The organism is Shimazuella sp. NTD247, assembly GCF_059510415.1.
This window is the reverse complement of the sequence record NZ_JCAJZU010000002.1, coordinates 639,102-660,124: the sequence shown is the minus strand read 5'-3', so window position 1 is coordinate 660,124 and position 21,023 is coordinate 639,102. Positions and strand designations below refer to the sequence as shown.

At 37.9% G+C, this 21,023-nt stretch carries 21 protein-coding genes; 7 read left to right on the top strand and 14 right to left on the bottom strand.

Translation table 11 applies throughout. From position 1 onward, the window contains the following. Nucleotides 1–8: 8 nt before the first annotated feature. The 4 genes from AC5WOC_RS07975 to AC5WOC_RS07960 form a co-directional block, all read right to left on the bottom strand. Nucleotides 9–737: an amino acid ABC transporter ATP-binding protein gene (locus AC5WOC_RS07975; protein WP_496054865.1), complete on the bottom strand. Its 729-nt coding sequence runs from the start codon at nucleotides 735–737 to the stop codon at nucleotides 9–11. 15 nt (nucleotides 738–752) lie between these two features. Continuing rightward, nucleotides 753–1,412 (bottom strand): amino acid ABC transporter permease, encoded by a 660-nt coding sequence (locus AC5WOC_RS07970; RefSeq protein WP_496054864.1) that lies wholly within the window; start codon nucleotides 1,410–1,412, stop codon nucleotides 753–755. A gap of 83 nt (nucleotides 1,413–1,495) precedes the next feature. Then, the gene (locus AC5WOC_RS07965) at nucleotides 1,496–2,317 is read right to left on the bottom strand and encodes a transporter substrate-binding domain-containing protein (protein ID WP_496054863.1); all 822 of its coding nucleotides are present in this window, start codon (nucleotides 2,315–2,317) and stop codon (nucleotides 1,496–1,498) included. 14 nt (nucleotides 2,318–2,331) lie between these two features. After that, nucleotides 2,332–3,285, bottom strand: a complete 954-nt coding sequence (locus AC5WOC_RS07960) for a dimethylarginine dimethylaminohydrolase family protein (RefSeq protein ID WP_496054862.1) — start codon at nucleotides 3,283–3,285, stop codon at nucleotides 2,332–2,334. Nucleotides 3,286–3,874: 589 nt separating this feature from the next. Here AC5WOC_RS07960 and AC5WOC_RS07955 point away from each other — a divergent pair. Then, nucleotides 3,875–4,195, top strand: coding sequence for a hypothetical protein (locus AC5WOC_RS07955; protein ID WP_496054861.1), 321 nt, complete (start codon nucleotides 3,875–3,877; stop codon nucleotides 4,193–4,195). A gap of 111 nt (nucleotides 4,196–4,306) precedes the next feature. Here AC5WOC_RS07955 and AC5WOC_RS07950 read toward each other — a convergent pair whose 3' ends face one another. Next, nucleotides 4,307–5,392: a winged helix DNA-binding domain-containing protein gene (locus tag AC5WOC_RS07950; protein ID WP_496054860.1), complete on the bottom strand. Its 1,086-nt coding sequence runs from the start codon at nucleotides 5,390–5,392 to the stop codon at nucleotides 4,307–4,309. Nucleotides 5,393–5,474: 82 nt separating this feature from the next. Here AC5WOC_RS07950 and AC5WOC_RS07945 point away from each other — a divergent pair, with 82 nt between their 5' ends. Together AC5WOC_RS07945 and AC5WOC_RS07940 are read left to right on the top strand one after the other, a co-directional pair. Beyond that, complete coding sequence (locus AC5WOC_RS07945; protein ID WP_496054859.1) at nucleotides 5,475–5,957, top strand: hypothetical protein; 483 nt, start codon at nucleotides 5,475–5,477, stop codon at nucleotides 5,955–5,957. A gap of 66 nt (nucleotides 5,958–6,023) precedes the next feature. Then, on the top strand, nucleotides 6,024–6,626 hold the full coding sequence (locus AC5WOC_RS07940) for a DUF6843 domain-containing protein (protein WP_496054858.1): 603 nt from the start codon (nucleotides 6,024–6,026) through the stop codon (nucleotides 6,624–6,626). An 88-nt stretch (nucleotides 6,627–6,714) separates the two neighbouring features. Here the strand turns inward: AC5WOC_RS07940 and AC5WOC_RS07935 are convergent, their stop codons facing one another. The 6 genes from AC5WOC_RS07935 to AC5WOC_RS07910 form a co-directional block, all read right to left on the bottom strand. Continuing rightward, complete coding sequence (locus tag AC5WOC_RS07935) at nucleotides 6,715–7,443, bottom strand: alpha/beta fold hydrolase (RefSeq protein ID WP_496054857.1); 729 nt, start codon at nucleotides 7,441–7,443, stop codon at nucleotides 6,715–6,717. A 201-nt stretch (nucleotides 7,444–7,644) separates the two neighbouring features. Beyond that, nucleotides 7,645–8,175: a hypothetical protein gene (locus AC5WOC_RS07930; protein ID WP_496054856.1), complete on the bottom strand. Its 531-nt coding sequence runs from the start codon at nucleotides 8,173–8,175 to the stop codon at nucleotides 7,645–7,647. Between the two features lie 70 nt (nucleotides 8,176–8,245). Then, nucleotides 8,246–8,872, bottom strand: a complete 627-nt coding sequence (locus AC5WOC_RS07925; RefSeq protein ID WP_496054855.1) for an ABC transporter permease — start codon at nucleotides 8,870–8,872, stop codon at nucleotides 8,246–8,248. A gap of 14 nt (nucleotides 8,873–8,886) precedes the next feature. Then, nucleotides 8,887–9,774 (bottom strand): glycine betaine ABC transporter substrate-binding protein, encoded by an 888-nt coding sequence (locus AC5WOC_RS07920; protein ID WP_496054854.1) that lies wholly within the window; start codon nucleotides 9,772–9,774, stop codon nucleotides 8,887–8,889. Between the two features lie 33 nt (nucleotides 9,775–9,807). After that, entirely contained in the window at nucleotides 9,808–10,461 is a 654-nt protein-coding gene (locus tag AC5WOC_RS07915) for an ABC transporter permease (protein ID WP_496054853.1), read from the bottom strand. Beyond that, on the bottom strand, nucleotides 10,462–11,598 hold the full coding sequence (locus tag AC5WOC_RS07910; RefSeq protein WP_496054852.1) for an ABC transporter ATP-binding protein: 1,137 nt from the start codon (nucleotides 11,596–11,598) through the stop codon (nucleotides 10,462–10,464). It lies immediately after the preceding gene. 257 nt (nucleotides 11,599–11,855) lie between these two features. Here AC5WOC_RS07910 and AC5WOC_RS07905 point away from each other — a divergent pair, with 257 nt between their 5' ends. The 4 genes from AC5WOC_RS07905 (at nucleotide 11,856) to AC5WOC_RS07890 (ending at nucleotide 18,874) form a co-directional block, all read left to right on the top strand. After that, nucleotides 11,856–12,440, top strand: coding sequence for an NfeD family membrane protein (locus tag AC5WOC_RS07905; RefSeq protein ID WP_496054962.1), 585 nt, complete (start codon nucleotides 11,856–11,858; stop codon nucleotides 12,438–12,440). A gap of 6 nt (nucleotides 12,441–12,446) precedes the next feature. After that, a complete protein-coding gene (locus AC5WOC_RS07900) occupies nucleotides 12,447–13,982 on the top strand; it encodes a flotillin family protein (protein ID WP_496054851.1) in 1,536 nt (511 codons plus the stop codon). A gap of 206 nt (nucleotides 13,983–14,188) precedes the next feature. Further along, nucleotides 14,189–16,555 carry an ATP-binding protein gene (locus AC5WOC_RS07895; protein WP_496054850.1) on the top strand — a complete coding sequence of 789 codons (2,367 nt, stop codon included), beginning with the start codon at nucleotides 14,189–14,191 and terminating at the stop codon, nucleotides 16,553–16,555. A 51-nt stretch (nucleotides 16,556–16,606) separates the two neighbouring features. Further along, nucleotides 16,607–18,874: an ATP-binding protein gene (locus AC5WOC_RS07890; protein ID WP_496054849.1), complete on the top strand. Its 2,268-nt coding sequence runs from the start codon at nucleotides 16,607–16,609 to the stop codon at nucleotides 18,872–18,874. A gap of 178 nt (nucleotides 18,875–19,052) precedes the next feature. Here the strand turns inward: AC5WOC_RS07890 and AC5WOC_RS07885 are convergent, their stop codons facing one another. The 3 genes from AC5WOC_RS07885 to AC5WOC_RS07875 form a co-directional block, all read right to left on the bottom strand. Then, entirely contained in the window at nucleotides 19,053–19,280 is a 228-nt protein-coding gene (locus AC5WOC_RS07885; protein WP_496054848.1) for a hypothetical protein, read from the bottom strand. A 90-nt stretch (nucleotides 19,281–19,370) separates the two neighbouring features. Next, the gene (locus tag AC5WOC_RS07880) at nucleotides 19,371–20,366 is read right to left on the bottom strand and encodes an inorganic phosphate transporter (RefSeq protein ID WP_496054847.1); all 996 of its coding nucleotides are present in this window, start codon (nucleotides 20,364–20,366) and stop codon (nucleotides 19,371–19,373) included. After that, nucleotides 20,359–20,979 carry a DUF47 domain-containing protein gene (locus AC5WOC_RS07875; protein ID WP_496054846.1) on the bottom strand — a complete coding sequence of 207 codons (621 nt, stop codon included), beginning with the start codon at nucleotides 20,977–20,979 and terminating at the stop codon, nucleotides 20,359–20,361. Before AC5WOC_RS07875 ends, AC5WOC_RS07880 begins: the two co-directional genes overlap by 8 nt. Nucleotides 20,980–21,023 lie beyond the last annotated feature (44 nt).

The window sequence follows — 21,023 nt, the reverse complement described above, 5'->3', positions numbered from 1 at the left end:
CTCTGTTTTTAATGATTTAGGACTTTATTTAAAAAGTCTTTGCCGCGATCACTTTGGGGTTGGGTGAAAAATTGATCCGGTGGGGCTACTTCTACAATTTTTCCATCAGCCATAAACACGATTTGATTACAAATCTCACGAGCAAATCCCATTTCATGTGTAACAACCACCATGGTCATTCCTGTTGTAGCTAATTTCCGAATTGCATCTAACACTTCTTTAATCATTTCTGGATCAAGTGCAGACGTAGGTTCATCAAATAACATAATTTTTGGATCCATCGCTAGGGCTCGTGCAACGGCTACCCGTTGCTGCTGTCCTCCTGACAACTGCCCAGGAAACGAGTCTATTTTGTTTCCGAGTCCAAGTGAAGACAATAGTTCTTTCGCATGAGCTTCCGCTTTTTGCCTGGAGACTTTTTTTACATAGATGGGAGAGTAAGAAACGTTTTGCAGTGCAGTGAGATGTGGATATAGATTAAAATTTTGAAAGACAAAACCGATTTCCGATCGTAATGTATTGATATTTGTTTTCTTGTCATGTACAGAAATTCCATCAACCATAATGTGTCCTTCTTGAATTTCTTCCAAGGCGTTTATTGTTCGGATTAATGTACTTTTTCCAGCACCACTTGGTCCGATTAAAGCAAAAATTTGTGATTTTGGTATTTCCAAGTCTACATCATGGAGTACTTGATGATTGCCATAGTATTTATTGACTTTTTGTATATTGATCATTGCGTGTCCTCCAGTTCACTCCGCTACTTTGTATTTTTTCTCTAAAAATCGAATCACTTGGGAAATGATAAATGTTATAACAAAATAGAGCAGAGCGATAAATGTCCAGACTTCCAAAGAACGGAAGGTGGTACCAACAATATTTTTTCCGGCTAAGGTTAAATCAGCTACCGATATGACGGAAACCAAGGAGGAATCTTTAATCAAAATGATAAACTGTGAAGCCATAGGTGGTAAGACTTTACGGAAAGCTTGTGGAAGAATGATCAGTCTCATTGCGGTTATATAGTTCATTCCTGATGATCTGGCTGCTTCCATTTGTCCGCGTGGAACAGATTCGATCCCAGCACGAACAATTTCAGCAATAAATGAACCAGAAAAGAAAGCGAGGCCGATGACAGCAGACCAATAGGCGCCTAAATGCAAAAACTGATTGAGTACAAAATAAATCCAAAGTAGTAAGACCAAAAGGGGCACTCCACGAATAAATTCAATATAAGTAGTAGCGAAAAAAGAAATGAAATGATTCCGGGATATACGCAGTAAGCCAGCAAGGATGCCGATAGGTATACTAATCAACAGCGCTAGGGCTGAGATTTGAAGTGTTAGCCAAAGTCCCTCTAATATTGCATCTATATTTTGAGGGATGACGCTCCAATCCAAACTATAATCCATAACGATAAATCCTCCTAATCTAGGTTGATTCATAGAGTAGGAAGAGGATGGATAGACTCTTCCCACTCATAATGAATGTGGTACTATTTCTTTTTCTCTACTTGATTCATCCAGTCGGTAGATTTAAACCATTTGTTTTTGGACGCCAGATCATCTGGACTGTTTCGATAGGATTCGAGGAAAGAATTTAACCATTGAACAGTTTTTAAATCGTTTAGTTTAACAGCAATTCCTAGATTTTCGGAGGAAATTAAACCACTTGCTTGTTTTACTTTATTAGTATTCATGTTAATAAACATTTTGATTGCGGGTTCATCATAAATAATGCCGTCTGCTTGCCCTTGTGTCATTGCCATTCCAGCAGAAGGAAAATCAGGATAGTCTACTACTTTTGCTTTTTTGAAAATTTGTTTTGCTAATAGCGCACCTGTAGTTCCTTGGGAAACAGCAATGGTTTTTCCTGCTTGATCTAGCTGTTGATAGTTTGTTGTGGTAGAGTCACTTGTTGGTACCATTAACGCTTGTCCAGTTGCGTAGTAAGGATTGGAAAAACTAACAGTCAACGCACGGTCTCCACGTATGGTCATACCAGCAAGAATCATATCGATATCGCCTGTTTGTAATGCTGGAATCAAACCGCTAAATTCATATTGTTTAAATTCCACTTTTACATTTAGTGCTTTCCCAATTGCTCTGGCTAAGTCCATATCATAACCAACATAATTGCCTTTTTTGTCTTTCATATCAAAGGGTAAGTATCCAGGCGCAGTACCGATAACTAATGTCTTTTTCTTCACTACATTATCAATCGTCGAGGCTTCATTGGAACTGCCGCTATTTCCTCCGCTACAAGCTGTAAGTAAAACAAGAAGAAGGGTAAAAAGAAGGCCTAGGTATTTTTTCATTTTGTTTATCCTCTCTATTCTTTGTTGAATATGGAATCTCGTTTCAATGGGGCTGTCATGCAATGAATGGCTCCCCAGCCTTTCATAATCTCATTCATGTTCACTTCAATTACTTGTATTCCGGCATCCTCCATTTTTGCTTTGGTTTCTGGGCTGCCAGAGGGCATAACTATTTTGCCGGGCTCTAAAGCTACAAAATTTACGGAAAAATTCGACTTTACTTCTTCTACATTGGTAGCTTCCACAATTGTAAAGTCACGATCTAATAATGCTTTCACTACATCATAGGGAACTTGCCAAGGAAATAAAACAGCGGTCCGTCTATCTGCAATATTTAATAGTCCATCGATATGTGCATGACCATAAGGAATCGGGAAGTGAATGAAATCGGTTACACCAATGTTTCTTAACTCGTACTCTACTTGCGCTGCTCCAGACTCATTCGCACGAGCTCCTGTCCCGATGATGACTGTATGGCGATCAACCCACATCAAGCAAGCTCCATCAAAAATGCCATCGCCGTTTATTGTTTTAATTATGGGGACACCTAGTTGTCCCAATGCCCCGGCAGCATATCGTTCTTCCCCTCGTCGGGCTTCGATTCCAGGGCGGCAGACAATTGCACCTTCTGGCGTCATAATAACCAAATCGCGCATATATAGTGCATTTGGTCGATCATTTCGCATGTCTTCCACATAATTTACTTCAATGCCATTATCTATATATATTTGGGCTAAAGTATCTTGTTCACTTCGTGCATTCTCTGGGTTCATAGAAGCTTTCCAGCGAAAATCTTGGTAGTTTTCATCTGTTACAATCTCAATTTCTTTCCCAGGTCGTCTAAGTAAAACAGAGCGAAGGTGTCCCACTTCTGAGTCGCAATACCAATCTCCCCATAATTCTTTTTTTTCTTCAAAAAAAGAATTTTCTGGTGGGAACCATCGCTCTCCTTGAACAGTAATTTTCACTAAATAACCTCCCAAAAATTTTTAAAATTTATATTTAAAAATATTTGTATATAATTATTATCGTATGACACGATTTTGTCAATAATAATAAATATACATAGATAATTTTACCAAAAAACTGTTGCGGTTTTTTCTGGATGATAGGATGTTAGAAGGTAGATTTTTTATAAATAAGGGATTATGGATTTTATAAGGATGATGCGATGTGATTTTATAATATAAAAAAATCTTTTTTATGATAAAATTTTCATAGTTACATTGTGTTAGAATGACTCGATATACATGTGATTTTATAAATATAAAAAAACGAATCCGTATCTTCTGAAATTGATTGTGGTGAGAACGGATTGTAGGGAATTATTATTTTGAATATTGAAAGAGGCATTTCGTGAAAGGGAATAAAATAGCAAATGCTCCTCGCTGTTCCAATCACAGAAAGAGAGGATTGTTTTTAATTTATTTTCTGTCTTTAACTATTCAGTGCAAATAGGATGATATATGATGAAATAAACACAGTCTCATGGCAATGGAAGCAATGATACTCAATGAATATAGCAATTCCGTTGACTGGGAACTACAAGGAGTCGATATGGCTGATCGATCCGCTCAGGAACACATGAATATGTGTATCAAAAACGCATTTGCAAAACTGGACTGCGGTTTGATCACATATGCGTATAAAGGATTTATTGACGATGTGAGTAAACATGTTGGAACGCAGTGGATAAAAGAACATGTGACCGAATCAGCATTCATGAATGGAAAAGATGAATTGGTGAAAGCGATTCATTTTCTTGAAAAGAAAAAGCGCAAACATGACGAGGAAATTCGAGGAATTGACAGCCAAATAGAAAAACTTGAAGCGAAAAGGAAAGATAGTCGCGATAAGTTTCGATCGATTGTAGTTTGAATCATTGGCAACTAAGCACCAGTACTTTTGAAAGTACTGGTGCAACACTTATTTTGACAAAACAATATCTGTGCTTGGTCCCGTATTCTCCGCAGGTGATGGTTAGTTTCCTCAATGAACTACTTCAATAGTATTCATTCCTAATGGCTTGCCGATGAAATTACAGTATTTTTTTGCCTCAAAAACAATCAATTCCTTCACTTCTTCTACATTTTTAAATGGGCGAACCGTTATATCCAATGAATTCTTCTTTTGTTTTCGTGTCCACGTCCCAATCACTTGTCCACCAACAACAAGTGTAGGTAAGAAAATGCCATTATTTCCCGGCACGACCTGAGGAGCGTATTCTGCTGTTAAGACCGCACTTCGATCCTTATAACCGAGTAAGTACTCATCGAATCCGGCAAGCAGATGTACAGTATTTCCAATGAAATTCACATGTTTTGGAGCAGTATTATGCATCCAATACTCTTTTTCATTTATTTTTTGTGAGTAAAATTCTGTTTTGCTCAGCTCAATACCTAGTTTAGCATCTTTCACTGTTAAACCGCCCCACCAAGCAAAATCATGCACGGTTGCTGGTCCGTGGCTAGTGATATAACGTTTGGCTAGTTCGCTAAGCGCTTCACTTCTCGATAATTTTTTAGCATTGGGAACCCATTCATCTAATAGTACAAAGGTTTGTTGTTTATCTTGGAGTGGTCCATGGCAGATCAAGCCAATTTGGGATATATACCACAAAATATGATAGCCGCGTTGATTTTTGGTTTCAATTCCTGATTTTTCTAATAAATCCATCAATTGAAGACGAGTGTATCTTTTGTTTCCTTGTAATGCATTAGAGAATAAGGTAATGGATTTCGTGATTACTTCATCAGTCAACGCTAGGTTTTCTCTTCTTCGACGGCTTTGTGCTAACATTCTTTCTTTTGATAATGCAAGCATCCATTTGGCATCAATGGCTGGTACAAAATGTATGGTTCCACGCATAGGCCAAGTTCGTAAGATTTTCTTCGCTTTAATGGCTTGTTCAACGTCCAGAATAGTAGCAGATTCCATCCGTTGACCTATCGCCCACAATGCTTGATTGTAGTCTTGAGCCTGTATTGCACCCATCCATTTCACTACATCTTCTGCATGATCAAATTTCTTTCCATATACATATTGGTTTTGTATCCTTGTTAAGCCGAGATCCATTATTCACACTCTTTTCTATGTATTTATTTTTAAATTAAATGTTATCATAGATTTATCGATTGCTTTCCACCTTGGAGGCGTGATGTGGAATGTGTGGGCATTTGAGCCGAAAACACGAGAAAAAAAGTGCCTGGAAATCAGAGAAGGGCATCTAGACGAACAAGCAAAAATTGCCTATATGAATGGACAATGCTATGCACTTGCTCTAGCATTCTATATCATCAAAGGCTGGATGCCAGTATGTTGGATCAATGCATCTTATCTTGGTAGATTTCCAGAGCAGTGGATGTGGCGAAATGTACGGGAATGGGATCAGTTTGTACGTTCTGCAATGGTACATGTCATGGTACAGGTACCAAAAAATGCGAAGCTTTTTGATATTGAAGGATTTCATGACAAGAAAACATATATGTCAGTGAATCCTTTCCGACGATACCTGATCCCAATGTATATTTCTGTGCCTAAAATGCAGGAACTAATGCAGTCTCATGTGCTGCCGCAAAATATGGATGCGGCTAAAGCAATGGCTGAAGCAGTTATCTCTACACATGAGGTGACATCTTAATCGATTTGTGTTTGACCGTCTGGCTGAAAGCTAGACGGTCATCAATTTAAAATAAAGATGCAAACAATGGATAAAAACGTTGTTGAACAGAGTGGAATGGGGTTATATCTGTTTATGAAAAGATTAACTAAGAGGCCTGTCTTGCTTTCCTTTACGATGGTTATTCTCACTTTTATTATTTTGAGTTTGCGTTCATTTTTCGCAGATGAAAAAGACATAAATTTGCGATTTCTCATTCCAGAATCATATACAGGCTGGGTTTATGTCATTGGTGATATCCCAAAAAGGAAACCTCTAGTCATGGAAGAGGATTATGCTATTGTACCGATTTCCTCCACTGGCCATTATGAAACTTGTACGAAGGTGGATTCCGGTGGATCTCTTGAATTTTATACCATTGATAAAAACGGATACAGAAAGGAAATCCCAGATCAGGATCAAGATCAATATTGGAATCCGCCAAAGGGAGTAAAATATATTTTCGGTGGAGTGACAACAAGTGAGGCAGAATACAATGATAAACTTATCGAATATCCAGGATTGTATCGTTTCTTTTATGGGACAGCAGAAGCGTACCAAGCAGCAACCCAAGAAAATACAGCCGATTTCTATCCGGGCGGAGTGACTCCTATGGACCCGAAAAAAGATAATTACTGTGCGAATGAATAATAGAAACTGGAAATCAAGTAGATATCTTTTAACCTTGGAATTAAATAGTAAAAACGCTCTTGTGTGAAGAGCGCTTTATATATATGGATTAATCTTGACCTGCCACAATGATTTTTTGGGCGATTTCTTTTGGGTTGGTAAACATGATTTCGTGGCTGCCTTCATACTGTATGTAGCGGTGTACCCCTAAATTTTTCCGCATTTTCTGGTAGAAGTTTTGGTTGAAAGCTGTATCAATGGTTCCTTGTAAAAAGGAACGAGGCGTATCAAGCGCATAAAATTGCTTTAGATCCAGCTTCTCAAGGATAAATGTTCCTGGGTTGGTAGTTAACGTTTCATAAGCTGCTTTTGCAGTTGCTAAATCGCCATCATTAATGAAAATTTCTCGAAAACTTTCAAATGGCAGGAGAAAAGGTTGTCCCATTTCACTATCACCAAAAGCGAGTTTTGGATCTTGTCCCTCCGCTAGGACATGTGCGAGCATTCCTTCTACAATGGACTGTCCATCTTCTACTAAAATAGCTCCCATAAAAATCAAGCGGCGAATCCGCTCTGGTAGCGTTTGGGCAATATATTGTACAGCAGCACCGCCAAGGCTGTGTCCAAGCAATATAATATCATGCAAATCTTTTTCTACAATCAAGTCAATTATCGGTTGATAGGCTTGTTTGATATCAACGTACTTATCTCCGCCTTCTTCATTTCCGCCAACAGTAGGGGTATAGGCTTTGTGCCCTTGTTCTTCTAATAAGGAAACAACATCATTCCAACAAGCTCCAGTGTGCCAAGCGCCATGAATAAGTACAAAAGTAGCCATTTAATATCAACCTCTCATCGTGGTGGAAAGCTAATTTTTGATAAGTGTTTTATATATAATACCAGAAAATTATATGTATTTGGTTGATGTTTATCATTGAATGGAATAAGTTCATATGTTAATTTCTTTATTTCGGTTTTTTTAAGAGGTTCGCAGGTTGTCCAAACCGCAAAAAATTAATTATTGTTGATTTACTGCATTTTAGTCAGCTAATTTTGCTTCTATCCCATTCACATCGTATACTTTGTTGGTTTGTTCATCCAAATAGCCAAATTCTTCGATTTCGTCTTCTTCATCATCTTCATCCGCTTTTAAAATGCTCACGATTTTATAATTCCATGGTTCGATTATGTTTTGTAGCTCTACAAAATTATCAAAAAAACCATAGCTGATATAATCATTGTATTCATTTAGTACCTCGGTTAACAAATACTGTATGCGGCTTCGTTCTAACTTTTTAATTTGATAAAAATCATACGGTACTAAAAGTTCTGTGAGCGTAGTTTCCCCACCTTCATCATTAAAGGCTTTGTTTGTTGCTTGATCAACGTAACCATAGGCAATAACATCATATTGGTTGGGAACTTTTGCTAATGTAAAACCGTGATGGTGTATAAATCCACTAAAGCTGTCAATCGCACAGTCTAATGTGTGATAAATAAAGTAATTGTGGTTGACCAATGTTTCATGAATAAAAGAAATGATTTGATCTCTTGAATAAGTAATAGACAAAGAAGCACACCCTTTTGTGAAATAGTTTTACCTACTCATTATAACTTGTTCACAAAAGGGTGTGCCTTCATTATTCTACGCGCGTTTTTCTTTCTGCAAGTCCCAGCAAATAGTCCGCTAATATCGCTAAAAGAGCTGTAATGATTGCGCTGGTATAGATTTTGACAGGATCACGCAAGTTAATGCCGGAGTATATTTCTTTCCCCAAACCTTCTCCGCCAATAAAAGGGGCAAGGGTTGCTACCCCGATGGCGATCACTGCTGCTAAGCGAATTCCAGAAAATATGAACGAGAGCGACAGTGGAATCTGCACTTTGCGCAGCAACTGGAATTTTGTCATTCCTACACCTTTCCCAGCTTCTAAAATGCTTTGATCGACTTCTTTTAAGCCTACATAGGTGTTTCGGATGATCGGTAATAAAGAGTACAAAAATAAGGCAATGACAACGGAATTAAAGCCGATTCCAAACAGCACCATCAGTACTGCAAGTAGTGCGAGGCTTGGAAATACTTGAATAAGATTAGCGAACGCCAAAATATATTTGCTAGCTTTTTCGCTTTTGGCTGACCAGATACCAAGTGGAATACCCACTAGTAAAGCCAGTAAAATGCCGAGCAGCACCATCGCAATATGTTGTCCGATCATCAGTAATAAGTTATCCCAGTTGTGTTGTATGTACCGTATAAATGCGTCCAATTATTTCACCTCACTCACTTGATCAAATGTTGTTGTTTCAGATAGTCGATCGCAACTTGCTCTGGTTCTTCCATGTCGATATCTACTTTTGCATTTAAGGTACGGATTGTATCGATATTAATTTTTCCTTGTAATTTTTCAAGAGCATCGTTTATTTTTGGATATTTTTTAAGTGTCTCTTGCAATGCTACTGTTGATGCATCATATGGTGGGAAGAAATGGCGGTCATCTTCTAGGGTTACAAGATTATATTGCTTAATACGTGCATCAGAAGAATAAGCCAAAACGATATCCATTTGTTTATTGGCAACCGCTTTGTAGACTAAGTTGATCTCCATTGGAAATACATTTTTAAAGGATAATCCATATGTTTTTACAAATGGCTTATAACCATCGTTATCCCTTTCCATCCATGAGGTGTCTACCCCGAGTTGCATCGTTTTTGCTACAGATTTGAGATCAGAGATTTTTTTTAAGTGATACTTATCCGCCATTTCTTTAGTTACGGTAAATGCATACGTATTTTCAAAGCCGATGGGATTGTACCATTTAAATTGAAAGTATTTACTGAACCCGCGTTGTGCCTGATCCAAAACTTTTTGTTTATTCTTTGTTTGTTGAATAGGAAACCAGTTGTTAAATATTTCTCCTGTATATAAAGTACCGAGCTGAATTTCTCTTTCCTTTAATGCATTGACAATAAAGGGACTGGAAGATAGATCAGTCTTCACATCCACATTAAGATTGGGGTTCTCTTGTTCGATTAAGTGTTTGTACATATAACCGAGAATTTTCGTTTCAGTAAAAGTTTGCGTACCTACCGTAATCGTTTCTTTGGTAGAACATCCGGCCAACAGGAGGAAAATAATGAGACTAATGATTGGGATGCTTATTTTTTTCACTTCAGCTAACCTCCTTGTCTTTAATTGCTGAAATTAAGCTGATTGTTCCCGGCTCGTAGTTTGCTTTGTTAAAAACTTTTCCAGTGCTCCAAGCAAAAAGTCGATGACAATTGCGAGGATCATAGTTGTAATCGCAGAGGCAAAGATTAAAGGCTTATCATAAACACTTAGACCACCATATATTAATTCTCCTAACCCTCCTGCACCAATCAAGGTAGCAAGTGTAGCCCAACTGATGATGTAAATGGTAGTTAAACGAATGCCCGACATTAAGTATGGAATTGCAAGCGGTAATTCAATTTTAAATAGACGTTGTCTGGAGTCATATCCCATTCCTTTTGCAGCCTCGATAATACTTGTATCAATCGACTCAAAGCCTGAATATGTATTTCGCAAAATAGGCAGAAGTGAATACAGAAATAATGCAACAATAGCTGGAAATTTCCCAATACCGATTAATGGAATTAATATCGCTAACAATGCCAAGCTCGGTATCGTTTGGAAAATATTAGTGATAGTGAAAGCGACAGATCGCAGCCATGTTTTCTTCGTTTTTACAAGGTAAATTCCTAATGGAACCGAGACGATGATCCCTAAAATCAAAGCAGACCCAGAGATAAGCAGATGTTCGATCATCGCTCTCCACAAATCATTTCCACGAGTGATAAAAATTTTTAAGTATTCCATTTATGCTCCTTCATTTCCATTGGTAGAGTAAATGTCAGACATGTGCCCGACGATGCTTCCTCTAGTGACAAGTCCGATTAATGTTTGATCCTTTTTAACCACCGGTACATAAGGCAATTTATGTTCATCCATGAGTTCAATCGTTTGGTTGAGCGGTGTTTCTGGGGAGATAACATGCTCAAAAGGATGCATGATATCACCTATTCTTTTTTGTTCATCTCGGAATTGTTGAAGGACATCGTAGATCGTAATGTATCCTTGTAGTCGATCATGAGTATCCACAACGACCAACGAATCCACTTGTTTGCGTTCCATAATTTTGACCGATTCTGCAAGGCCGCGTGTAGGTAAGATGGTGACAGGTTTTTTTGTCATTACTTCTGCTGAATCTGGAATTGCTTCAAACTGAGCCAATCGTTTTTTTCCGATGAAGTTTTTTACAAAATCATTTGCAGGACGTCGCAAAATTTGTTCTGGTGTTCCTTCTTGTAGTATTCTTCCGCCTCGCATCAATACAATTTTATCTGCGATTCGAAGTGCTTCATCCATATCATGAGTCACAAAAATAATTGTCTTTTTAATTTCTTTTTGTAAATAAATCAATTCATCCTGCAATTGTTCGCGGCTAATAGGGTCAAGTGCACTAAATGGTTCATCCATTAAAATAATAGATTGATCAGCAGCAAATGCACGAATAACACCAATACGTTGTTGTTGTCCTCCGCTGAGTTCAGATGGATAGCGATTGCGATATGTATCGGGTTTGAGATTTACCATATCCAGCAATTCATCAATTCGTTTTTGGATGCGTTCTTCATCCCACTCTAATAAGCGTGGAACAACTGCGACATTATCAGCAATGGTCATATGTGGAAACAAGCCGACATGCTGAATAACATAGCCGATACTTCTTCTTAATTTTACTGGGCTGATGGTGGATATATCGACATTATTGACCAGTATTTTGCCTTTTGTAGGATCAATTAAGCGGTTGATCAGCTTCATTGTTGTCGTTTTACCGCAGCCGCTAGGACCGATAAAGACAGTGATTTCGCCTTCTTTGCAATGGAGGTTTAAATTTTTTAAAACCATATGTCCGTTATGATATTGCTTTGAAACATTTTCAAATTTAATCATTCGTTTCCATCATCCCTTTTATGACATAAAAGTTTCTGTCAAATATAAAATAAATTAATGTTTTGCTATTCCTTTTTGCTGTTATTTTGTCCAGAAGGAGTAAAAATGATGAGGATTCGGTGAGAAAGTTTTATGAAGGAGAATAAGGGAAAGGGAGTTTTTTTGCTATGAGAAGAAAAATCTTTAAATAAATGATAAATGTTTTTATATTATTATGCAAATCTGCTGTCATTTGTTGATTATTCACAAGGTTACAAATCAATAACAATATATTTCAATGCCAAGAAAAATATTTTGTTTTTTTATATAATGATATTATAGAGAGGAAGGAGAAAAGTATCGGTATTCTATTTGGGATTTGCTTTGTAGTTGGTATTGTTTTTTGTATTTTCAGTCTCCTTCTTGGTGATTTCTTTGGAGATTTTTTGCAAATTCAAGTTCCTTTTTTTCAGCCAATATCTTTATTTGTAGGATTAACAATCTTTGGAGGTTCAGGTTTTCTTTTCAGTAATTGGACATCGATGAATCTGGATCAAGTTTTGCTATATGCAGCCTCTGTGGCTTTGTTTGGGGTTGCTTTTTATTATTATTTAGTCATTCGACCTGCGGAACGAACTGAAAATTCCACAGGTTATCGTTTACAAGAGTTAATCGGCAGGCAAGGGGAAGTTTGGATATCCATACCGCATGATGGGTATGGAGAAGTATTGATATTTATGGCTGGTGGAAATACAAACCATATTGCCGCTAGCATGGATGGCAAGCCTCTTTCGGAAGGTACAAAGATCATTGTCCGAGAAGTGAGAGACCAAGTGATTTATGTAGATATAGTGGAAGGATGATTATATTTGTTAATTTTTCAAACTGCTGGAATAGTAGTAGGAGTTATTCTTATTTTTTCTATCGCTTTTTGGGCTAGATACAAAACAGTGGGTGCAGATGAGGCAATGATTGTAACCGGTAACATTTTAGGAAGTAAAAATGTGCTTGCGGATGAATCAGGTCGAAAAATAAAAATTATTCGTGGCGGCGGCGCATTTATTGTTCCGATCTTTCAGCGTGCAGAAAAATTGAGTATGCTTTCTCATAAACTAACAGTACACACTCCAGAAGTGTATACAGAACAAGGCGTTCCGATAATGGTAAATGGGGTTGCGATTATAAAAATTGGCGGTTCTTTGGATGATGTAGCGACAGCTGCAGAACAATTTATGGGCAAATCAAATGAAGTGTTAAATGACGAAGCTCGCGAAGTGTTGGAAGGTCATCTGCGGGCGATTCTAGGGACAATGACTGTAGAAGAAGTATATAAAAACCGCGAAAAATTTGCCCAGCAAGTTCAGACTGTGGCTGCACGTGATTTGAAAAAAATGGGGCTTAGTATTGTTTCCTTTACGATTAAAGATGTAAAAGATAAAAACGGTTATTTGGATGCGCTTGGTCGCCCTCGTATTGCAATGGTTAGAAGAGATGCAGATATTGCCGAAGCAAATGCTATTCGAGATACAGAAATTCAGACAGCAAAAGCCCGTGAAGAAGGAACAAAAGCAACATTGATCACGGAGACAAATATTGAGGAATTTAAAAAAGACAAAGAACTTAAAATAGCTGCATTTAAAATCGAGCAAGATAAGAAAAAGGCAGAAGCAGACCAAGCCTATTCCTTGCAGGGAAATAAAAATAAACAGCAAGTTGTCGAAGAGGAGATGAAGATTGAACTAGTAAGAAAACAAAAACAGATTGAGTTAGAAGAAAAAGAAATACTTCGTCGAGAAAAGCAGTATGATGCAGAGGTGCGCAAAAAAGCGGATGCAGACCGATATGCAAAAGAGCAGGAAGCTATTGCTAACGGATTTCAACAAGAAGCACAAGCAAAGGCTGAAGCTTCTTCTATCAAGGCAAAAGGACATGCGTTAGCAGAAGCGGAGAAGGCAAAAGGTTTTGCAAAGGCAGAAATTGAAAAAATCGAAGGTATCACAGAAGCTGAGGTTTTAAAAGCGAAAGGTACTGCGAAAGCTGAAGTTGAGCAAATGGAAGGTACAGCGGAAGCTGAAGTAATTCGGGCAAAAGGATTAGCAGAAGCAGAGGCAAAACAAAAACTTGCAGAAGCTTTTAATCAATATGGTCAAGCAGCTGTATTAGATTTAATTGTAAAAATGATTCCGGAGTTAGCAAAACAAATTTCTTTACCGATGCAAAATATTGATAAGCTTACTGTAATTGACTCTGCTGGAGCAGATGGAGCTACGAAAGTAAGTAATTACGTAACTAAGCTTATGGCTCAAACACCAGAAATGGTCAAGCAAGTTTCGGGAATTGACATGGAAAAAATGCTAGCGAACTGGCAGCCGAATAATAAAAAAGATGAGGAAGAAAAAGAGTAGAATAATTCAGGGTAGTTATCTATTTGATAGCTACCCTTTCTCGATTTTCATCTCTTAAAAATCCTATATTAGTAAAATTATACCTTTTTCTAATAACTTGTAATTGATCTAGTAACAAAACAATGATAATTTTATGATATATATACGTCGAAATGGTAAATTAAGCGTTTTTGTAAAATAAAAAAACGTACCAAAAGGAGGAAAACGTGAAAAGGTACTATTTTTTACCCCAATTGCGACCGAAGGGCAAATACTATCAAATCAAACGTACCCCAAGTACTGCTCTGCCTATATCGCAACAAAAAATTGCGTGGGACGGCGTTATGGAGTATTTGCATTTAAAAAAGTGGTATCGGCGTTTTCCCTTTCAATTGAAAGAACCTTGGATGTCTTGGGAGATAGATGCTACAAATCAGCAGTTAAAATATTATTATTGGGCATCGGATTCTCAAAGCGGTTATGAAATAGCCCAGAGATTGGCGGTTGTTGATCCGTCATTGGAAGTTATTGCTTCTGAACCTCCAGAATTATTGAATTTTCAGAGAGCGCACTATGGTTATAAAATGGAGTTTGAGAGGAATTTTTGTTTGCCAACTGGATGGGATACCTCTCTTGAACAAGCATTGCATGAATACCTAAGTAAGTTGAAAAAGAATCAACGGATTGTATGTCAATTTCTGATCAGGCCGGTTTATGATTTTCAAGTCACTCGTTCCTTTACAAAAGCATTGCATTCACTAGAAAAGAACGGGAAAAACGGAGAAGATCGGTTGCATGCAGCTATCTTGCAAAAGTCCCAGCAGTCCAAAGCTGAGGTAGTTATTCGATTACTATCTTTTGCTGATACATTGGAAGAAAGCAAGCAAATATTGGAGCCTTGTGCTCAAATTTTATCCACCTCAGAATCAACAGAACTCAATACTTTGCAGTGGCGGGAATGGTGGAGAATGATTCGTCCGATGTTTCGCTACGAATTTAAGAACAAGTTATTTCCATTTCGAAAAAAACAAAATGCAGTAGTGATGGGGACGGATGAGCTTTCTAAAATGATTCATGCACCTGTTTATACGCCTTCCTCCAAAGTAGACTGGCTTGGAGGTCGAAGAATTGCTGATCCTATTGATATTCGTAAGCAGCAAGAACGTAAAAATACAGTATCAGTCGGGAAAATGGAGAAAAATTTAAATGTTCGCCCCAATCAAATTCAAATCGAAACATTAGAAAATCATTTTGCAGTGTTTGGTGCAGCGCAAACTGGGAAAACCACTACTCTGGTAAATTTGCTTTGTGATTATATGAAAGCCCGCACAGATGACAATAAATTAGGTTTTACTGTGCTGGATATTCAAGGGAAATTGGCAAATCAAGTATTGGAACGGATTCCAAAATCGCAGCATCATTTGGTAAAAGTCATTCGCTTTAAACGAGGTCAATATCCATTTAATTATTTTGATATAGATTTTGCTGAGTCAAATCACCAAAAGGCACGAATTGTACTAGAAATATTTCGTCGTTTGGGAACAGATTATTGGACTCCATTTGTATCTGATCATTTATTATATGGGGCACTTGCCCTATTAAAACTCAATCGGGCAACACTTTTTAATTTGCAATTATTAATTGAAGATAATCAGTTTTGTTTGAATGTGATTCATCAATTAAACCGACAGCATCCAATTGAAAATTCCATTGCAAAATTTTTATACCGATATTTACAAGAACCAACAGAAAGCAATTGGAAAGAAGAATTTTTTAATAATTCGATGATCACTCGCTTGCGGGAAATCAATATGTCTGGGATGAGTACTACATTAAATCATTATTCCAATGGAGTTCGCTGGACAGATGCGCTGGATAAGGGGTATTTTCAAATCTTTGATCTGTCCGGTTTGAATGCAGGAGATAGACCGAGGATGGGTTCTTCTGTAATCACACTGTTTCAAGCGGCGATGTTAAGCAGAGAAAAGAAACGTACAGCTGGTGAATATTTACCTTTGCATCCCCTTGTTTTGGATGATGCGAGTATTTATTTGAATCAAGCATTTGGTGACTTGGAGTATTTTTTCCATGAGGCAAAAAGATATAAGATGCCATTATGGATGGGGATACCTGGTATAACTAACTATATTAATCAACCAGTTGCTGAATCCATTTTTCGAAATGTAGAAACAATCTTGAGTTATCGTTTAACAAATGCAGCAGATGCTGATTTTATAAGTGAACATATGCATACGTTAGGTTTAGAATCACAAGATTTTCAAATGTTAGACCCATTTTTCGGATACCTGCAAATGGCGATTAACAATGAAGGCGGACGAACGTATGCATTTACAAACCGCGCGTATCTTCCAAGAACTCCAATCTTAACACAAGCAGAAGTGGATGAATTAGAGATGAATTACTTGGGTGAAGTAAACAAACGCGAACAAGAATGGGAAATGGTTCCTTGGAAAAGTAAAAATGACAAAGATGAAATAGGGAATCAAAAAGCATTGGGATTGGATGGAGTAGATGAGTACATGCAAATTCTTTACGGAGATTCGATGGGAAAAAGTTTTTTAAAGCCTTTTTAACAAGAAGCAATGGATGGGTATCCCATCCCTATTGTGGGGGAGAGGAATCGAATGAAACGATTTCATCTTATGCCTTTTGCGATTCCAAAAGGAGTATATTACAAACTGACCATTCAAGCTGGCGATAAACCAAAATATAAACCGATGGCTCAAGTATGGAATCAAATGCTTCGGTTTATGAAAAAACGATGGTATGAACGGATGCCTTTTCTGATACAAGAACCTTGGATTGCTTGGGAAATACATGCGCATGCTGGTGATCCCCAATACGGTTGCTGGGCTTCTAAGAAGATTTATGGAGAAAGAATGATTGATGCGCTTCATACTGCTTTTCCAGATATTCAAATACACCCTTCAGAAAAGGCGCCAACTATCGATTATTCACGTCCTCATGCTGGGGCAAGGTTATTGCTGGAATATGATTATGCTCTGCCTTTAAATGTTCAGTATCCAGATGATTTAGAAACACACTCCAATTTATTAGAATTAATAAGCCAATTGAGTGAGACACAATCAGTTATCTGTCAGTTTCTCATTCGACCTGTTTATGATCATCAAGTAGAGTCATCTTTTTCGCGAGCGATACGTGATATTAAAAGAGATAAGAGTGCTCCTACTGGAGAAAATCAACTGTATTTGCAAGCATTACAAAATAAAAAAAATCGGATGAAAGCAGAAGTAGCCATACGAATTCTCGCTTTTGATGAAACGAAGGAAAATGCAGAATTACTAGCGAATCAATGCAGCAAAGCATTTAGTTGGATGGAACATGCGCAATTCAACCGTTTTCAAATTCGTGAGTGGTGGCAGACGATTAAACCACTGTTTCGATATGAATTTTCCAATCGTATTTTTCCTTTTCGCACAAAAAAGAATGTCGTGGTTCTTGGAGATCAAGAACTGTCTGGTCTTGCCAGAGTACCAGCATTACCACGATCAGCATTTATTCATAATCAAAATATGCAATTGCCAGTAGCCCCAATTGAAATTCGGAAATGTTCTGAACAAGATAACATCGTTTACTTGGGTACAAATTCACGGGGACCTACTGACCATCCTATTCATTTGCCTATCGATAGTTTGACAGAAAATATGGTTATTTTCGGACGAAATGGCATGGGAAAAACAACTTTTGTTTTGCAGTGGTTATTAGATTTTTTAAATCAACGAACAGATGAAAACAAATATGGCTGTACAGTAGTAGACATGGATGGAACATTATCAGATCGACTGCTGACTGAGTTACCTGAGCATTTACATCCTTATGTTACTGCTGCTCGTTTTCGAGAATGGAAATTTCCATTTAATCCATTTGATATCGATTTTCCTCAAGCGGAATATGGATATGTTGGTGAGATTTTAAGGAGATTGGATGCAGGGTTTTGGGGGCCTCAGGTTCCTGATGCATTTATGATGACAGCAACAGCACTCGATTTACTCGATCAAGGTTCCATTTGGAATATGCAGCGGGTGTTTGAAGATCCAGCATATGCGAAAACGATATTTGATCAAGTTCCTCAGAACAATGAGCGCAATCGATCGTTACGAGAGCAACTGCGAAAGTATATTCACTCGGAAACAGGTGCAATAAATTGGCCGCAAGAATTAATACGCAGTCCATCACTCACTCGACTCAGGCTTTGGAATTCTGGAGAAATGGGGACAATACTCAATCAGCGTACGGATGGATTTCGCTGGCTAAAAGCGATTAACCAAGGACATATCCAAATATTAGATCTATCCGGTCTTACTGCGGAGCAAAAGAAATATGTCGTATCAAAAGTCTTTATGATATTTGAAATTTTTTCTTATCCAAGAGAAATGCGAAGGATGAATGGTCACTTTAATCCGCTTCATCCAATCATTCTTGATGAAGGGTCTTATTTTATTCATGATATTATGCCCAATCCATATGGTTATTTAAAAGATATGACAAATAACCGCACACCGCTGATCGTAACTGCATCTGGGATAAAAGATTACTTGAGTGGACAGATGATTGATTGTCTCTTCCGACAATGTGGAAATGTCGTTTCTTTTCAAGTTTCGCCAACTGATGCGAGTATGGTCGTTCGAGGAATGAAGGATCGAGTTGGACAAGTAACTCCAAAAGATTATGAGTGGATTCAGCCTCATCACTCTTATATGAAGCTAGCTCCGAAAAAAGATTCGGTATTTGTATTAAAAACTCCAGAAGTTGATATCAAACCAGATGAAGCCAAAATTCAATCGTTATTAAATCAATCTTATCAACGAGCGATGAAATATGAAATGGCTAGGAGAGAGAATCAACCAAGGGACAATACACCAATACCTTAAAAGGATGAAAAGCACCATTGTCTCTAATTGGATTTAAAGATACGAATTAGAAAAACATTGAAAATTGTTGTCCAATCGTTCAAACTAATATATGTAATATACACTTTATTCAAGTGTACCCACATCAAGCACAGGAGAATGGCATGATCTTTCCAATCGGGATTGGCCACACAGCTGGTTATACTACAGAGGAGCAAGCTCCTTCTTGCCTCCTCTTTCCTCCAATCGGTCTTTCCGTGGAAGACATCAAGAAAGCGCTGGATAAATCTGGGATGGAACACGTGGTTTCTTCAGCCCCTGATGCCCAAGGTGTCATGACATTTATCGCCAAGAGGCGAAGCAGCCCCTCGTGTTCTGACGAGTAGACAGTGGTGAGATGTGGGAGTCTCCCTGTACTGCGGTGCAAGGAGACCTCTATATTGAATTTCATTGGAGAAACTATATAATAAAAACCCGAGTGTTCTTCATTTACATGATGAGCACTCGGGTTTTTTATCTATAATCCGAAAAGAGTAAACAAATGAAACAATAAAAAGGCAATAATTGCAGTGACTGGTAACGTTAGCACCCATGCATACACGATTTTTGTAGCAACACTCCAGCGGACACTTCGTATCCGGTCTGCTAATCCTACTCCAATAATTGATCCAGTGATCGTATGTGTTGTACTTACGGGAACACCAATTTTTGCAATTGTCGTTAGCAGAATAGCAGCGCCTGTCTCTGCGGCAAAACCTTGTGGCGTTTCCAGACGGCTAAGCCTAGAACCGACCGTTTGAATAATTTTTTGTCCGCCGATTGCAGTTCCGAGTGCCATAGCCAATCCGCAAGAAATCATTGCCCAAAACGGAACAGTAAACTCGGTGTGATAGTGACCTGCAATAAGTGCCATTCCAATGATTCCCATTGCTTTTTGTGCATCTGATGCACCATGACTAAATGCCATAAAAGCAGCAGAAAGTAACTGCAAAGGACGAAACAATCTTTTTACTTTGGATGGTTGTTTATTACGAAATATTGCCCGAATGATCTTTATAATGATAAAACTGATAAGAGCTCCTAAAATAGGTGACAGTACGAGTCCAAGCAAAATAACAAGAATTCCTTTTATCTTAAGAATGCCCAATCCTTTAAAAGCAAATGCCGCTCCAATGAGACTCCCGATTAAGGCATGGGAAGAACTTGTAGGTAATCCCATGAAAACAGTAACTACATTCCACAAAATGACAGATAGTAGTGCTGAAACCAACACAACGAGTGAGATGTTGCTTGGATCTACAATATCTTTGCCAATTGCTTTGGCTACCTCTGTAAAGAAAAGCGCCCCAACCAAATTTAAGATCGCCGCCATCATAATTGCTTTCCCAGGAGTGAGAGTTCGTGTTCCTACTACCGTGGCAATGGCGTTTGCCGTGTCATGCCAGCCGTTGGTAAAATCGAATGCTAGCGCAAGGATGACTACGATAATAACTAGTATGGAAAGCTCAGGCATATTTCATGACCACTCTTTCCATCACATCCATTAAATCTTCAAATGTATCACTGACATCTTCCAAGCGTTCATATATCTCTTTCATTTTAATCAGGTTTAATAGATCCACTGGTTCTTCAAATAAAGTATGTACACTTTCACGCATCAAGCGGTCGCCTTCGTTTTCTAGTTCATTGATTTCAATAGAAATTTTGCGTATGGTAGTGAATTCCTTTTTCTCTAAAGCGACAAAAGCTTTGTGGAGTAAATCTGCGCATTTTTCGAGGTTATCCGCAAATTTAATTAGGTATGGAGTTGTTTCGTCAATTTTGAAGTAAACAAATCTCGCTGTACATGCTTCTACTTCATCCAAAACATCATCTAAATTTCCTGCTAATGCCATAATATCTTCACGATCCATAGGCGGGACAAAGGTTTTATCAAGTTCTTGCAAGATAAGGTGGGTATATTCATCTCCTTTTGATTCTAGTTCTTTTATTTTATCAGCGATCTGTTCTTTTTGTTGAAGCGTTTCCACATTCTCACGAAACAACTTAACAGCTTCGACAATATTCAGTGTGGCATCGGTTAAAGTTTGATAAAAGAACCGATCTTTTGAACGATTAAATAGCAAGCTATTCCCTCCTGAAAAAATGGAATCTTATCTTTCCATTATAT

Bases quoted from the DNA above. Each gene is read 5' to 3' on its own strand.
- AC5WOC_RS07880 (WP_496054847.1), bottom strand. From the start codon at position 20,366: ATGCCTGAGCTTTCCATACTAGTTATTATCGTAGTCATCCTTGCGCTA.
- AC5WOC_RS07955 (WP_496054861.1), top strand. From the start codon at position 3,875: ATGGCTGATCGATCCGCTCAGGAACACATGAATATGTGTATCAAAAAC.
- AC5WOC_RS07945 (WP_496054859.1), top strand. From the start codon at position 5,475: ATGTGGAATGTGTGGGCATTTGAGCCGAAAACACGAGAAAAAAAGTGC.
- AC5WOC_RS07940 (WP_496054858.1), top strand. From the start codon at position 6,024: ATGGATAAAAACGTTGTTGAACAGAGTGGAATGGGGTTATATCTGTTT.
- AC5WOC_RS07915 (WP_496054853.1), bottom strand. From the start codon at position 10,461: ATGGAATACTTAAAAATTTTTATCACTCGTGGAAATGATTTGTGGAGA.
- AC5WOC_RS07970 (WP_496054864.1), bottom strand. From the start codon at position 1,412: ATGGATTATAGTTTGGATTGGAGCGTCATCCCTCAAAATATAGATGCA.
- AC5WOC_RS07950 (WP_496054860.1), bottom strand. From the start codon at position 5,392: ATGGATCTCGGCTTAACAAGGATACAAAACCAATATGTATATGGAAAG.
- AC5WOC_RS07890 (WP_496054849.1), top strand. From the start codon at position 16,607: ATGAAACGATTTCATCTTATGCCTTTTGCGATTCCAAAAGGAGTATAT.
- AC5WOC_RS07910 (WP_496054852.1), bottom strand. From the start codon at position 11,598: ATGATTAAATTTGAAAATGTTTCAAAGCAATATCATAACGGACATATG.
- AC5WOC_RS07935 (WP_496054857.1), bottom strand. From the start codon at position 7,443: ATGGCTACTTTTGTACTTATTCATGGCGCTTGGCACACTGGAGCTTGT.
- AC5WOC_RS07965 (WP_496054863.1), bottom strand. From the start codon at position 2,317: ATGAAAAAATACCTAGGCCTTCTTTTTACCCTTCTTCTTGTTTTACTT.
- AC5WOC_RS07975 (WP_496054865.1), bottom strand. From the start codon at position 737: ATGATCAATATACAAAAAGTCAATAAATACTATGGCAATCATCAAGTA.